Here is a 14,420-nt window from a genome sequence, read left to right as displayed (position 1 = left end):
GTCACGGCGCGACCCGCCCGTCCACAGTTGGACGGCGAGCGACGATCCTGTTCCACAGTCGCGGGCACCTGCTGGGACGGGCCTGGCTGTGCCAGGCACAGTAGAGGGCATGAGAGCACTCCCGAAACGTCCGCGTCACCAGCGCGCTATCGCAACAGCGACGATAGACCGCCCGAGCAGGCTCAGTGCCGAACAGCAACAGACCTACCGTTACCTGCTGGGGTTATTAGCCAGCCTGGGTATTGAGATTCTATCCGGTGACACGGCCACAGCACCCCAGCCGTCCTCGGCGCGACAGATGCAACCACGCCAGCTCCAAATCCGGCTGAACTCAGGTCATCACCGCAGGGTGAGTATTGGTCCATTCAGCTGGAGGCTACCCGACGATACCGAGGCGCTACTCGAGCATTTACACCACGACCCCGCCGACCCCGGTCACCCGCCAGGTGCTCGCGCCAAGCACCCAGACCAGGTGGTACTGGTGCGGACCACCACCGCCCCGGCAACACCCTGGGCCGGATGGAACCTTGCTCGGGTGACCCGCTACGGCGCTCCCACACTGCTGGTCGACGCCGACCCCCAGGCCGCCTGTTCGCGCGCGCTCGTGCCCCGGTTGCATCACCCCTCACGGCGGGGCTGGGTGTGCTGGGCTACCGTGCAGGACGGGCTGGCAGTTGGAGAACGATGTTTTACCGGGCTCAGCTCGCGACATCGGGACACACCGCTGGCCTTCCTGGGCTTCGAGGTTCCCGATGACACGGACTCTGTCGTGGGGGCCATGCCAGATCAGCACGATGTGGTTCAGGTTCTTGAGGCAACCGCCCGCATGGGTATCACCACGGTCACCGATGTTGGGTTCGACGCCAATCGAGCAACCGAGTTGCAGTCCCGTGGCGCCACCCTGGTTACTCTCGCCACCACCGGCGTCTCTCCCGCTGGGCTGACTCCCGACATCGTGGTGCGCTTCCCGGGCCCGGGAGGGGTGGTGCCACGTATCCGTCACCGGGTACTGCGCCTGTTGACTACCTCGCTACCCTCGACAGACCCTCCGACCATCTTCCTCCCGCTCAGTTGGGGGTGCCGTCCCCGCAATCTGGACATCACACCACAACGAAGCGACCGACGCCTCTACACCACCCTGTTTGGCCACCGGAGGTGGCCTCGATGAGACATTTCGTCCCTGACCTGCCTCCGGCTCCAGCGACTGACCGGTGGGCTCAGGCAAAACTCTGGCTGGCTTCACGCCTGGCCGGCGCCGGGGAACAATCCCAGGAGGAGCACACCGCCGAAGCCATTGGCCGACATGTCGATTCGTTGGGACCGACACACGCCCGGCATTTGATGACCCGGCTGCTCGACGACCTGCAAGGACTCGGGCCGCTGGCCGACTATCTCCGCCAGGAAGGCGTCTCCGACATCATGGTGACCGGAGAGGGGCACGTCTGGCTTGACTGCGGGCATGGGGTCGAACCCACCGAGCACCGACTGCCCCGGGCAGAGGTCATGAACCTGGCCCGGAGGCTACTTTCTCAAGGCGGACGACGCCTAGATGAGGGCCAGCCCTTCGGTGACGTGTTTCTGGCTGGGGCTCGCATTCACGCACTGATCCCACCGGTGGTGGAGCACCCTCAGCTCAGTATCCGCTTGCCCCATCCGGACACCCCGCGACTTGAGCAACTCAGTCAGCAATGGCCCCACCGCGAGTACTGGTTACGCGTGTGTGAATTCCTTGTCCAATGTCGCGCAAATGTCCTGATTTCCGGAGCCACCGGCTCGGGCAAAACGACGCTAGCCTCCAGCCTGCTCTCCACGGTGGACGACCACGAACGCATCATCACTATTGAGGACACCCCTGAACTACGTATTGACCACCCACATGTGGTCAACCTGCGCACCCGGGAAGCCAATATTGAAGGGGCCGGCGCCATCGAAACGCGGGAGCTGATCCGACAGTCGTTGCGTATGCGACCCGATCGGTTGATCGTCGGAGAGTGCCGCGGAGCCGAAATCGCCGAATTCCTTACGGCGATGAATACCGGGCATCAAGGCGCGATGGGAACCCTGCACGCCAACTCTACGGCCGATGTCCCAGCCCGCCTCCACGCGATGGGCGGTTTAGCCGGGCTTTCCCCAGAGGTCCTCACCCTGCAAGCCCGGTCAGGCGTCGACGTGCTGATGCATATCTGCCGAGACGAATATGGCCGGCACCCCGCCGAATTAGCCGTGCTGGCGCCGGAAGAACGAGCCGGTCAAGCCTTGACAGTACTACCGGCTCTGACGCAACGCGGTAGCACGCTGTATGAAGGCCCGGGCCTGGCCGTCGTCGAACAACTGGGCACCAAACCAGAATGGAAGGGGCTGCCCCGATGAGCCGAACACCAACCACGCTCGCCCACCGTAGCAAAAACCTCCTCGCCACTACCCCGCTCGGCCCATTGCTGGGCCTAGCCGAACCAGGAGAACTGTCCGAAATTATCGAGATGCTCCGCCAAGCCGCCGCGTTGCTGGATGCCGGACGCGACCCCCAACGTGTCTGGAGCGAACTAGCCCTAGGTTACCCGGCGTGCCCACGCTCCGTAGCTACCGACGATACCGACCCGGGATGTTGTCTGCACCATACCTTGGCAGCCCAGCAGGGATTGGAAGTCCTCGCCGAAACCCCACTACAACACGTCACCGGTCCAGGAGAACCACACTATTGGCAACAGATCAGTGGCAGCCTCGAACTCGCCAGAGATACCGGAATGAAACTCTCCACACTGCTCAGCCGACTTGCCGACGCTCTTGAAGCCGGAGAAGATGTACACCAAGCTCGGCAAACCGCGGCCGCCGGGCCACGTTCGACAGCCACACTTTTGGCGTGGCTTCCCGTAGCGGGCATGGCCCTGTCCGCGATGATCGGGGTCACTGTCTTCCACCTGTTACTCGAACCGATCGGGTGGGTGCTGTTGGCCACTGGCATAGGCCTGGCCACGCTAGGTCGGTGGTGGAGCCAACGGCTGGTGAAAGAGGCCCAGAATGTCTGAAAGGTCTCGCGATTACCTGGACCCCGCTCTAGCCATGGACCTGTTAGCTGCGTTGTTGTCCTCCGGCATCGGTCTGGCGAGCGGTCTGCAACACATCGGTACGCGTTTTCCCCAAGCCCGCGAGCTCTCCGAGGTCGGGCTTCGGCTCCATCACGGATTCAGTTGGCAGCAAGCCTGGGAACCGGTTGCCGGTATCACTGAGTACCAGACCCTGGCCGAACACCTGTATTTCCCGTTTACAGCCGCCGTCCCTAGCGCCACCGTGATTCGCGGGGCGGCCTCCAGCCTGCGTCGACACCGACAACGAGCCGCCGAGAAACGCGCAGCCGAGCTGGGCATCAAACTCGTGGTGCCCATGGGCGTTTGTCTGCTTCCCAGCTTTATCTGCCTGGGCGTGATGCCACTGGTGGTCACCCTGTTTCCCGACGTGATGAACCTATAACTGAATAGTCCCTGTCCGTCAAACAACATCACAACATCCCATACAACAGAAAGGAGCTCGTCATGAGCGACCACATCCTGTCCTCGCACAACACTGCTGCTGTTTCCGACCAGGAATTTCAGGTTGATCTCAGCGACGAATCTGGAGCTCAAACCGCCGAATACGGCATCGTGATGCTCGCCGCCGTAGGATTCGCCGGCTTGCTGGCCGTCATTCTCTCGGGTGGGGCCGTCCAAGACCTGCTGAATGGTCTGGTTGAGCAGGCCTTGCAGTTCTAAAACGGCGGTGTGAATCGGGTTGCCGTGGCATTCAGCGGTGAGTGCCACGGCAACCCGGCCACCATATCTCCATCTGACAACCAGCCACGATGTGGCCCGGAAGGTAGGGACGACGATGTCTCAGGCATTTAGATACCGAGTAGGCCGAGATACTGGGTCGGTGACCGCGGAATTCGCGGTGGTGCTCCCAGTCGCCATGATAGTGGCGGCGATGCTGGTCAACGCCGTGGTGATCGGTGTCCAACAAGTTCGGCTCGAGCAAGCTGCCGCCGCGGCAGCTCGAGAACTGGCCCGTGGGGAGCCCGCCGATGGGGTGACAGCTACCGTATCGCGGATGGCGGGAAGCCAGGCCTCCGCCCAGCAGGAGATCTCCGGTTCGTGGGCCAGCGTTACCGTGTCGAGGCCCACCCCGGGTCCGGTTGGCTGGCTCAACATCGGCACGTTGGAAGCTCGTGCTCATGCACCGTATCAGTGGGTGATTTCCCCATGAACATCCCACCAGCGTCATGGGACGACCAGCAGGGTTCTGGCACCGTTGTGGTGGTTGGCATCATCGGCTGTTTAGCCACACTGCTTATAGGAGGGTTGATGCTCGTCCAAGCCACGGTCGCTTCCTCGCGGGCTGCTGCGGTCGCAGACCTAGCAGCCTTGGCTGCCGCCGATGCTGCCCGGTCACTGATTCCAAGCGAACCGTGTCAGATTGCCGAACAGACCGCAACGCGCCATCACGTCAGGATGGAATCCTGCCAGTGGGAATCCGACGATACGGTGCGGGTCTCGGTTACCAATGAGCTCGTCGCCGGTTCCGGGACCCTCGGGTTGGTCGCAACAGCGGAATCACGGGCTGGCCCTGACCGGATGATGGAAGGTACCGCAACAGATGAGTGAGTACTGCCACGGCCCCGGGTTTATCCAAGGGCGAGTTACGGTTCCCACATTTAGGTGATTGCACGCAGGAAGGGCATCCTTGCTCGCATTCACAGGCCAGAATTGCGTCACGGGTGGCCTTGACCCACATCCGCGCCGTGTTAAAGCCACGACGAGCGAATCCCGCCCCACCGGGGTATCCATCGTAGATAAAGACCGTGGGTTGGGAGGTGTCCGGGTGCAACACCATCGAGACCCCTCCGATATCCCACCGGTCGTTGGAGGCCACCAGTGGCAACATACCAATCATTGCATGTTCAGCAGCGTGTAATGCTCCAGGCATCCGGTCGGTGGTCAGCCCTGCGGCGATCAGCTCGTCGGAGCTTGTGGAAAACCACACCGCTTCGGTGAACAGCTCTTGTGCGGACAGTTCGAGTGGTTCTTCTCCGAGTATTTGAGAAGTGATCACTTCTCGCCGCTGGTAGGACACGACTCGGGTCGTGACCTTGACGTTGCCGAGGTTCCAGGTCAGTCGGGTTGGTTGTGTCGCCGAGTCCGGAACGACTTGTTCGAGCGTGTTGAGAATCGCGACCTGTGTGGTTTCTCGAGCCTGGGTGTAGAAATTGGGTTCAGCACGAACGACGAGCACTACCCCGTTGTCCTCATCGAGGACGGTAACCAGCCACGTGCGCCCCTGGTGGACATACACCGCTCCGGGGTGGGCTTGGGAATGTGATTGTTCGGCGCTGATGGTACCTAAAACGGTGCCGGTCTCTTCGTCGACGATCTCCAACGGCGCTCCGCCGATATCGCGCAACCCGATCGTTGCGGCCGGCCGGTCGGGGTGGGTCCAGAACCAGCCGGCGGGACGGCGCCGCAGATAGCCTTCTGCGGTGAGGTCCTCAAGGAGGCGGTGAACGTGTTCTTCGGGACCAAAATCTGGCAGATCCTCGGGGGTGAGTGGAAGTTCAGTGGCCGCCGCGCACAGGTGTGGACCGAGAATATAGGGGTTCGTGGGATCAATAACCACGTCTTCGACCCCAATGTCGAAAATTCGTTCCGGGTGATGCACCAGGAAGGTATCTAGCGGATCCTCACCGGCCACATAGATAGCCAAAGAATCTTGACCGCTACGACCGCTACGTCCCAGTTGCTGGAAAAAGCTGGCGCGGGTGCCAGGCCAACCGGTAATGATCACCGCATCCAGCCCCGAAATATCAATGCCAAGTTCCAAAGCGGGCGTGGTGGCCACCGCCAGGAGCTTCCCATTGTCTAAGGCTTGTTCCACCTCGCGCCTTTCCTCCGGCAAGAGTCCAGAGCGGTAGGCTGCTACCCGCGAGACAAGATCCGTCTTTACCTCGCTGAGCTGTCGCTTGGTCGATTGCGCCATGGCCTCCGCCCCGCGACGGGAACGGATGAAGGCCATGGATCGAATCTGCTGGATGGCGAAATCAGTGAGAAAGTCTGCTCCAGTAGAGATCAGCGAACGACGCCGTTGAGCACCGTGTTCTCCGGTGTCATCGGAGAATTCGGGCTCCCAGAAGCCCACTGAGACGGCGCCGTGCCCGGATGTATCACAGGTGACTGCTCGCACCGGTGCACCAATGAGTTCTGCGAAACTCGTCGCGGGATCCGAGGAGGTCGCAGAGGCACCGATGAAATGCACGTCGGTGTTGTGATAGTGAGCGCAGACTCTGCGCAGACGGCGCAACACTACCGCCACATGAGAACCAAATACGCCGCGATAGGAGTGGGCCTCGTCGATGATCACCCACCGCAATCGCCGGAAAAACCGGGTCCACTGGTGGTGCTGGGGCAAAATCCCAAGATGCAACATGTCCGGGTTCGTGAGCACAATATTGGCGTGGTCGCGTACCCACCGTCGAGTCTGCGGATCCGTATCGCCGTCGTAGGCTTCAGGGCGTAAGCCGGCCCGGAGACGATCTGCCAGCTGGGACCAGGACACCAATTGGTCGGCACCCAGCGCCTTGGTTGGAGCGAGATACAGTGCCGTCGCTGTCGGGTCCGCGAGAACGCTGGAAGCCACCACGGCCTGGTATGCCAATGATTTTCCCGAGGCGGTTCCGGTGGCCAGAATGGTGTGCTCAGACCCGAGAGCTATCTCGATGGCCTGAGCTTGGTGTAACCACGGGCGGTGAATCCCGCGGTGTGCAAAGGCCTCACGGACCGCTTCAGCAATACCCTGTGGCCAGTCGGCATAAGTTGGTTCGCGTGCGGGAATGTAACGACCGTGGACGAACTGGGCCGGCACTGTGGAATATCCCAGGGCCTCTCGCAGCTGATTGAGCGCAAGACGTTCTGCCGCCTGCCCAGCACTATCCGGGCAACCAGACAGATCGCGGTCAGCGGAGTCGGGATCGTCGAGCGGGTGGATCCTGTGTGCTCCTAGACCTGGAAATGCTCGTGAGTCTGAACATGGTCATCGGAGACATCAGGGTGAGCTAACACCACGACGTCGGCGAGCGGAGTCCAGCCCAGGTGCTTGTACAGTGCCTGACCATCGGCCCCGGCAATGAGGAGGCCTTCTTCGACGGCTTCTTCCAAGGCCAGGGAGCCAAGGTAACGCATCACCAGTGAGCCCAGTCCCTGACGACGGAACTCGGGGTTGGTCCAGATCCGGTCAAAGACGGCGTGTTGACCGACGACACCCACACGTCCGCGAGCGGCGGTGTGGTCCGGACCGGTGGGGTGCTCGTCGGTGGTGATAAAGCTCAGTGAGTACCACCCGTCCTGCCGACGGACATCGGCGATGAACTCGTCGGGGACAACAGGTTCTTCCACATCGTGGCTGGCCATGTCAGTGACCATCAGCTTCTCACCCACACCGATGGCCTTCAGGCCGGTTTTTTCAGCCAGGCGTTGAGCGGCGGCCTCGGCGGGCTCAGGTTGCGCGGGCAGATCGGAAGCAACGATCAAACGACGGGTGGGGTGCTGTTTGATTTCATCGGCCACAGTATTCAATACGTGGTCGTCGGTGTTCGCGATGACGTACTCCCACAAGTCTTCGGTCGCATCATCAGAGATGGCCGGTCGCAACGCAGCGTGGATTTCTCCGTGGGACGTCAGGTGGTGGTTCCGGATACGGGCGCGCCCTGTCAGCCAATTGGTGACAAGTTCGTCAGTCAGCGATGAGGAGATAGCCATGACATTAAGCATACCTGGCAGGGCCGGCCAGGCCCACACACGTAATCAACTTGAGATGAAAAGATTTGTCGTTGTGTCTTACCCTGAGACATGTGAGTTCCGTATCCGCTAGCCCCCAGACCAAGATCGCGCTGTACTATCATTTTGCTCCGATTCCCGATCCGCAAGCAGTGCAACTGTGGCAACGAACCCTGTGTGCGTCATTGGGGCTCACCGGTCGCATCATTATCTCTGAACACGGCATTAACGGCACCGTGGGCGGACCCATTCGAGACGTGAAGGCGTATGTGAAAGCCACCAGGGAGTATGCGCCGTTTACATCGTTGACCGTGAAATGGTCGGATGGTTCGGATGAGGATTTTCCGCGCCTTTCGGTCAAGGTTCGTCCCGAGCTGGTGGCCTTTGATGCTCCCGATGAAATTGAGGTCAACGACCAGGGAGTGGTCGGCACTGCTGAACATCTCTCACCGCAACAGCTCCACGAGCTGGTGGAGAACCAGAAGCGGGCCGGAGAAGACGTGGTGTTTTTTGACGGTCGCAATCGGTTTGAGGCCGAGATTGGTCGGTTCAAAAACGCGGTGGTGCCCGATGTGGACACGACCCGTGACTTCGTGGCCGAACTCGACTCCGGTAAGTATGATCATCTCAAAGATCAGCCGGTGGTCACCTACTGCACCGGGGGGATCCGGTGCGAGGTGTTGACCGTGCTGATGGCCAACCGTGGATTTAAGAACGTCTACCAACTCGATGGTGGCATCGTGAAATATGGCGAGGCCTTCGCTGACCGTGGCCTGTGGGAGGGCTCGCTGTATGTTTTCGACCAGCGGATGCACACCGAATTCTCCTCAGCAGCCAAAACCATCGGGCACTGCATCTTGTGCGAGCAACCCTCGAGTCAGCTACGGAATTGTCACGCCCCCGGATGCCGGCACTTGCAGGTGGTGTGCGACCAGTGCGAGGCAAACCACCCCGACCGAATCTGTGAGGTCTGCGCCTCAACCTTTGAGGACTCGCAGGAGTCTTCAGCATGACTCACTCGAAGCAGCCGGCCCTGGGGCCGATGCCGACAACACCACGGGCCGACCGGGACCTGATCGGTGCGCTGGCGGCAGACCTTGACCAGGTCAACTACCGGGCTGATCCCATCGCCGAGTTGCTGGGGCCGTGGGCGATTGCGGCCTTGGACCGAGAACAGGCAGAACCCGCCCGTGTCGTGGTGGAGACGATGCTGAAAAACTCGACAGAGCAGATCAGCCCGGAACAGGGTTTGGCGGCGGTCATCAGCGTGTGGATGCTCGGCGATGCCGTGGCCACCGAGTATCTCGAGGCTGCCTTGCCGACCCTGGGTGTTGCCGGGGCAGTGCAGCTGGGGCTGGGCACCGTCGTGGAGGGGCGCTTCGTGCCGGGCGTGGACCTGTCCGTCTACGACGCTGATCGTCCCGGACAGCTCTGGGTGGCCAGCGATCAGACCGCGTTGCAACTACGCCAGCCCCTACCGGGCGGACACGTGCTGGGCGCAGGTCGGGCGTCGCTGACCTTGGCGGGGCTCGTTCCGCGCGAACCGGTGGCTACCGCCCTGGATCTTGGAGTCGGGTGCGGGGTGCAGACCTTTCATCTGTTGGACCACGTCCAGCACGTTACCGCTACTGATATTTCCGACCGAGCGTTGGCCTTTACCTTATTCAATGTCCTCCTGAACGCGTCGATGTTGGGCGTTGATCCAGCACACCCGCAGCACCGCCTGACTCTGCGCAACGGATCAATGCTCGAGCCGGTGGCCGAACAGCGGTTTGATCTCATCGTTTCTAACCCGCCCTTTGTGATTGCACCCGCCGGCGGCCCTGCCGGTGCAGAACATACCTATCGGCAAACCGGCGCCACCGGGGACGCGGTGACCGAACAACTTATCCAAGAACTTCCGACAGTACTGACCGACGGTGGGACCGCGGTGTTGATGGCCAACTGGGAAATTCATCACGACCAGCAGTGGGACACTCGGATCCGCCAGTGGTTACCCGGCCCACCGGCCGATTCCGGCTCGGATGCTGTGCTCGTGGACGCCTGGGTGATTCAGCGCGATCAGCAAGATCCGGCTGGATATGCCGAAACCTGGTTGGCCGATTCCTCTGACCAGCTGGATCCGGCCCTGTTTGCCAGCGGATATCGTCGCTACCTCACCGATTTTGCTCAGCGATCCGTGACCGGGATCGGTTTCGGTTGGGTGCGTCTGCGGCGACGGACTACCGGGGCAGCGACCCCGTTACGCCGGCTCGAGTCATATCAGGGTGAGGTGCACCAGCCCGTGGGGCGGGCATGGACTCAGGCTGTGAAGGCCTGGGACACGCTGCAAACCACCGACTGGACGCAACGCCACGCCCGGGTCCCGTACCATGTGACCGAAGAACGGTATCAACACTTTGGGGCTGAGGATCCAGAGGTTATCATGGCCCGGCAGGGTGCCGGCTTCGGGCGGACTGCCATTCTGGACACAGCAACGGCTGCGGTATTGTCGGTAGCAGATGGGCAACTGAGCTTGCGCCAGATCTTTGCGGCGGTTTCGGGGCTCTTAGGCCTGGACAAGACCGCCAGTACCGCATTAGAACGGGCGGTTGCACAGCTGATCGTCGAAGGGTTCGTCGTCTTAGCGGATGACGGTGATTCCGTCACAAACCGTGACGAGCAGACGCAGAGCCGTGGTGAGAATTGAAATAATCGGATAGTCACAAACATTCCGGGTAGTGTGCCTGTCAGTGCATTAGTTGGCGTCATGCCTGGGAAATTATTGGAGGAACCTCGTGCCAGAGAAGTCATCCCCGACCACCGGCGGTACTCACTTGGTGATTGTGGAGTCCCCGGCGAAATCTCGGTCGATCGCCAAATATTTAGGTGACGGCTGGGTTGTGGATGCTTCAGCTGGTCACATTCGAGATCTCCCGCGTCCTTCGGACCTGCCGGCCGAACTGAAAAAGGGCAACTACGGAAAATTCGCGGTCGATACCGAGAATGGGTTTGAACCCTATTACGTGGTCTACCCGGATAAGAAGAAAAAGGTCACCGAGCTGAAGAAATTGCTCAAAGACGCCGATGACCTCTACTTGGCCACTGACGCCGACCGAGAAGGGGAAGCCATCGCCTGGCACCTCTACGAGGTGCTCAAGCCCAAGGTTCCCGTCTACCGGATGACGTTTACCGAAATCACCAAAGAAGGTGTGGCCCGCGGTTTAGACAATATCCGGGAGATCGACCACGACCTGGTCGATGCTCAAGAAACCCGTCGCATTCTGGACCGATTGTTCGGATACGAAATTTCTCCGGTGCTTTGGCGTAAAGTCGCCCCTGGGCTCTCGGCCGGACGGGTGCAGTCGGTGGCCACCCGCCTGGTCGTGGAGCGAGAACGGGAACGGATGGCATTCATCCCGGCCGGCTATTGGGACATTGACGGTCAGTTCGCCACCCAGAGCGAGGAATCCTTTACCGCCCGACTGAGTGCCGTTGATGATCGACGGGTCGCCACCGGCCGTGACTTCACCGATCGCGGTGAGCTCAAATCCTCGGCCACAGACCAGGTCGTGCACCTGGACCAATCCTCGGCTACTGCTCTGGCCGAAGGACTGGCCGATGCCGAATTTCGGGTGACTTCGGTGAAGGATAAGCCGTACCGGCGTCGTCCCGCCGCCCCGTTCACGACCTCCACATTGCAACAAGAAGCCTCCCGTAAATTGCGGTTCTCCTCACGGGTGACCATGCAGGTGGCCCAGCGACTCTATGAGAACGGGTTCATTACCTATATGCGTACTGACTCGGTGGTGCTGTCCACCGAAGCCATCAACGCCGCCCGAGGACAAGCCACCGAACTCTACGGCCAAGATTCCGTGCCCGAGACTCGGCGCTACTACACTTCCAAGAACACCGCAGCCCAGGAGGCCCACGAAGCGATCCGTCCAGCTGGGGACCACTTCCGCACTCCTGCCCAGGTCTCCTCCCAGCTCTCCGGCGACGAATACCGGCTCTATGAGCTGATTTGGAAGCGCACCGTGGCCTCGCAGATGATCGATGCCACCGGGTATACCGCCACCGTGAAGTTGCAGGCTAGCTCCGTTGAAGATACCCCGCGAGTAGCAGAGTTCAGCGCCTCCGGCACCGTGATTACCGTGCCCGGTTTCTTGGCGGCCTATGAAGAGGGCCAGGACGAGTCCAACCAGCAACAACAAGTGCGGCTACCGGATCTCAGTGTTGGTCAGCACCTGGATGCCTCTGAGGTCACTGCCAACGGCCACGAAACCACCCCGCCGGCCCGATACACCGAAGCTTCGATCGTGGCCGAACTCGAAAAGCGCGAGATCGGTCGACCCTCCACCTATGCGCCGACAATCTCGACCATCATGGATCGCGGATACGTCAAGAAACGAGGCACCGCACTGGTGCCCTCCTGGACCGCCTTTTCGGTTATCCGGTTGCTCGAAGAACACTTCGACCGTTATGTGGATTATGACTTCACCGCTCGGATGGAAGATGACTTGGATAAGATCGCGGCTGGGGAAATGGAGCGGGCTGCGTGGCTGGAAGCGTTCTACTTCGGTGCCGAACACGCTGCCCAGACCGACGATGACCAAGCCGCCGACGGACTGAAATCTGTCGTGGAAAATCTCGGTGATATTGATGCTCGTGCGGTGAACTCGGTACATCTCACCGATGACATCACCCTGCGAGTCGGACGCTACGGGCCCTATCTGGAAAAGGCGCTACCGGCTGATGCCTCCGAAGGGACCGACCCCGAACGGGTCAATGTTCCCGAGGATTTGGCCCCGGACGAGCTCACCGCGGACAAAGCCCGGGATTTGATCGATAACGCCGCCCCGTCGGAGCGGATCCTGGGCGTGGACCCTGAGTCTGGGTATGAGATTGCCGCCAAGGACGGTCGGTACGGGCCCTATGTGACGCAAGTGATTCCGGAACCAACCCAGGAAGAAATTGACGCTCAGCCGACCGAATACTATAAAAACGGCAAGCCCAAACCGAAGAAGAAGCCCAAACGACCGAAGCCCAAGACCGCGTCCTTGCTGAAATCGATGGACTTGGCCACGGTGACCTTGGAGGATGCCCTCACGGTGCTCTCATTGCCACGCGTGGTGGGTACTGCCGACGATGGGACCAAGATCACCGCCCAGAACGGCCGATTTGGTCCGTATTTGAAGAAGGGTACTGATTCTCGGTCCTTGGAAACCGAGGAGCAGATGTTTACCATCACCCTCGAAGAAGCCGAAAAGATCTATGCCCAGCCTAAAAAGCGCGGACGTGGTGCAGCCAAGCCACCACTGGCCGAACTAGGGGAGGACCCGAACTCCGGTGGCAAGGTGGTGGTCAAGGACGGCCGTTTCGGCCCCTACATCACCGACGGTACCACCAATGTCACAGTGCCACGCGGTACCGATCCGCAGGCGGTCACCGCAGAGCAGGCCTATCAGTTGCTCAGCGATAAGCGTGCGAAAGCCCCGGCAAAGAAAAAGCGTTCACCGCGGAAAAAGACCACCGCGTCCAAAAGCTAGTAGGGCTTCACCCACCTAGCTCACCGGCGGCCGCCGCAGAGAGAGTAGGCTAGAAGCATGCGCCTTGGAGTACTGGATATTGGATCCAATACAGTTCATCTGCTTTTAGTCGACGCTCACCCCGGAGCTCGCCCCAACGCCTACGCTGATCACAAGCAACAACTGTCGTTGATCCGGCATCTCGATGACCAGGGTGCGATCACTACCGAAGGTGTCGACAAGCTTCTGTTATTCATTCGGGAGGCGGTGAGCTTTGCTCAGCGCAACGGTGCAGAAGACATGATCGCCTTTTGTACCTCGGCGATCCGTGAATCGGCCAACGGCCCAGAGGTCCTGGCCAAAGTCACCGACGAAACCGGAGTGCATCTGGCCGAACTCAGTGGCGACCAAGAAGCAGCGATGACATATTTCGCCGTCCGGCGCTGGCAAGGTTGGCACGTGGAACACCTACTGAACTTTGACATCGGTGGCGGTTCCTTCGAAATTGCCTATGGCACCGATGAGTTGCCCTCCCGTGCAGTCTCGGTCCCGTTGGGTGCAGCCCGGTTAACCCGTGAATTTCTGTCCTCGGACCCGCCGAAAGGCAAGCAACTCAGAAAGCTCTCCGGCCACATTGAGGCGGTTTTAGACGACACACTGGGACATTTGGGGGATTCGATTCAGATGCCCGAGCACACTGTGGTGACCGGCACCTCCAAGACGTTCCGTTCCTTGGCTCGTGTCGCCGGGGCCGCACCCAGCTCGGAAGGTCCCTTTGTCACCCGGACGCTGAAGCGCAAAGACCTGAAGTATTGGATCGGCAAAATGTCGAAGATGACGGTCGACCAACGAGCCCAGTTGCCCGGCGTGTCCGAAATCCGGGCCCCGCAGGTTTTGGCCGGAGGCATGGTGGCCCATGCGGCGATGAAATACTTCGGCGTCAAACGCTTGGTGATTTGCCCCTGGGCGTTGCGCGAAGGGTTAATGATGGGACGGCTCGACGCGTTGTTGATGGAAGGCGTCGTCGGTCGTGATCTGGACCCGTGGGTGGGCTCGCTGAATCTTTCCTCTGGTGCCGAAACTCCCGGGTTCTCGCTGGGGGTTGTCAGTGCCTGAG

General features: G+C 60.7%; 13 protein-coding genes. 11 read left to right on the top strand and 2 right to left on the bottom strand.

What is annotated here, in order from left to right; all coding sequences use genetic code 11:
* Positions 1-109 precede the first annotated feature (109 nt).
* The 7 genes from QDX22_RS06620 (at position 110) to QDX22_RS06590 (ending at position 4,634) form a co-directional block, all read left to right on the top strand.
* The gene (locus QDX22_RS06620) at positions 110-1,168 is read left to right on the top strand and encodes a hypothetical protein (RefSeq protein WP_110100686.1); all 1,059 of its coding nucleotides are present in this window, start codon (positions 110-112) and stop codon (positions 1,166-1,168) included.
* Complete coding sequence (locus tag QDX22_RS06615) at positions 1,165-2,370, top strand: TadA family conjugal transfer-associated ATPase (protein WP_110100685.1); 1,206 nt, start codon at positions 1,165-1,167, stop codon at positions 2,368-2,370. Before QDX22_RS06620 ends, QDX22_RS06615 begins: the two co-directional genes overlap by 4 nt.
* Complete coding sequence (locus QDX22_RS06610; RefSeq protein WP_110098011.1) at positions 2,367-3,026, top strand: type II secretion system F family protein; 660 nt, start codon at positions 2,367-2,369, stop codon at positions 3,024-3,026. The genes QDX22_RS06615 and QDX22_RS06610 overlap by 4 nt, the downstream gene beginning before the upstream one ends.
* Positions 3,019-3,468, top strand: coding sequence for a type II secretion system F family protein (locus QDX22_RS06605; RefSeq protein WP_110100683.1), 450 nt, complete (start codon positions 3,019-3,021; stop codon positions 3,466-3,468). Before QDX22_RS06610 ends, QDX22_RS06605 begins: the two co-directional genes overlap by 8 nt.
* 62 nt (positions 3,469-3,530) lie before the next feature.
* Complete coding sequence (locus QDX22_RS06600; RefSeq protein ID WP_110098009.1) at positions 3,531-3,746, top strand: DUF4244 domain-containing protein; 216 nt, start codon at positions 3,531-3,533, stop codon at positions 3,744-3,746.
* Positions 3,747-3,906: 160 nt separating this feature from the next.
* Positions 3,907-4,236, top strand: a complete 330-nt coding sequence (locus tag QDX22_RS06595; protein WP_110098008.1) for a TadE family type IV pilus minor pilin — start codon at positions 3,907-3,909, stop codon at positions 4,234-4,236.
* A complete protein-coding gene (locus QDX22_RS06590) occupies positions 4,233-4,634 on the top strand; it encodes an Rv3654c family TadE-like protein (RefSeq protein ID WP_110100682.1) in 402 nt (133 codons plus the stop codon). The genes QDX22_RS06595 and QDX22_RS06590 overlap by 4 nt, the downstream gene beginning before the upstream one ends.
* Here QDX22_RS06590 and QDX22_RS06585 read toward each other — a convergent pair.
* Both QDX22_RS06585 and QDX22_RS06580 read right to left on the bottom strand, forming a co-directional pair.
* Positions 4,528-6,885, bottom strand: a complete 2,358-nt coding sequence (locus tag QDX22_RS06585; protein ID WP_233487901.1) for a DEAD/DEAH box helicase — start codon at positions 6,883-6,885, stop codon at positions 4,528-4,530. The genes QDX22_RS06590 and QDX22_RS06585 overlap by 107 nt on opposite strands.
* A 134-nt stretch (positions 6,886-7,019) precedes the next feature.
* The gene (locus QDX22_RS06580; RefSeq protein WP_158278511.1) at positions 7,020-7,778 is read right to left on the bottom strand and encodes a GNAT family N-acetyltransferase; all 759 of its coding nucleotides are present in this window, start codon (positions 7,776-7,778) and stop codon (positions 7,020-7,022) included.
* A gap of 92 nt (positions 7,779-7,870) precedes the next feature.
* Between QDX22_RS06580 and trhO the strand changes: the two genes are divergently transcribed.
* The 4 genes from trhO (at position 7,871) to QDX22_RS06560 (ending at position 14,419) form a co-directional block, all read left to right on the top strand.
* On the top strand, positions 7,871-8,809 hold the full coding sequence (trhO, locus tag QDX22_RS06575; protein WP_279717648.1) for an oxygen-dependent tRNA uridine(34) hydroxylase TrhO: 939 nt from the start codon (positions 7,871-7,873) through the stop codon (positions 8,807-8,809).
* Positions 8,806-10,485, top strand: coding sequence for a DUF7059 domain-containing protein (locus QDX22_RS06570; protein ID WP_279717647.1), 1,680 nt, complete (start codon positions 8,806-8,808; stop codon positions 10,483-10,485). The genes trhO and QDX22_RS06570 overlap by 4 nt, the downstream gene beginning before the upstream one ends.
* Positions 10,486-10,573: 88 nt before the next feature.
* The gene (topA, locus tag QDX22_RS06565) at positions 10,574-13,324 is read left to right on the top strand and encodes a type I DNA topoisomerase (protein ID WP_110100679.1); all 2,751 of its coding nucleotides are present in this window, start codon (positions 10,574-10,576) and stop codon (positions 13,322-13,324) included.
* Between the two features lie 57 nt (positions 13,325-13,381).
* Positions 13,382-14,419 carry a Ppx/GppA family phosphatase gene (locus QDX22_RS06560; RefSeq protein ID WP_110098002.1) on the top strand — a complete coding sequence of 346 codons (1,038 nt, stop codon included), beginning with the start codon at positions 13,382-13,384 and terminating at the stop codon, positions 14,417-14,419.
* The last annotated feature ends 1 nt before the right edge of the window (position 14,420 follow it).

The sequence above is a fragment of the Auritidibacter ignavus genome, assembly GCF_029853775.1.
GTDB classification, from domain to species: Bacteria; Actinomycetota; Actinomycetes; order Actinomycetales; family Micrococcaceae; genus Auritidibacter; species Auritidibacter ignavus.
Note: the sequence above shows the minus strand (reverse complement) of the source record. Positions and strands in the feature narration are given on the sequence as shown.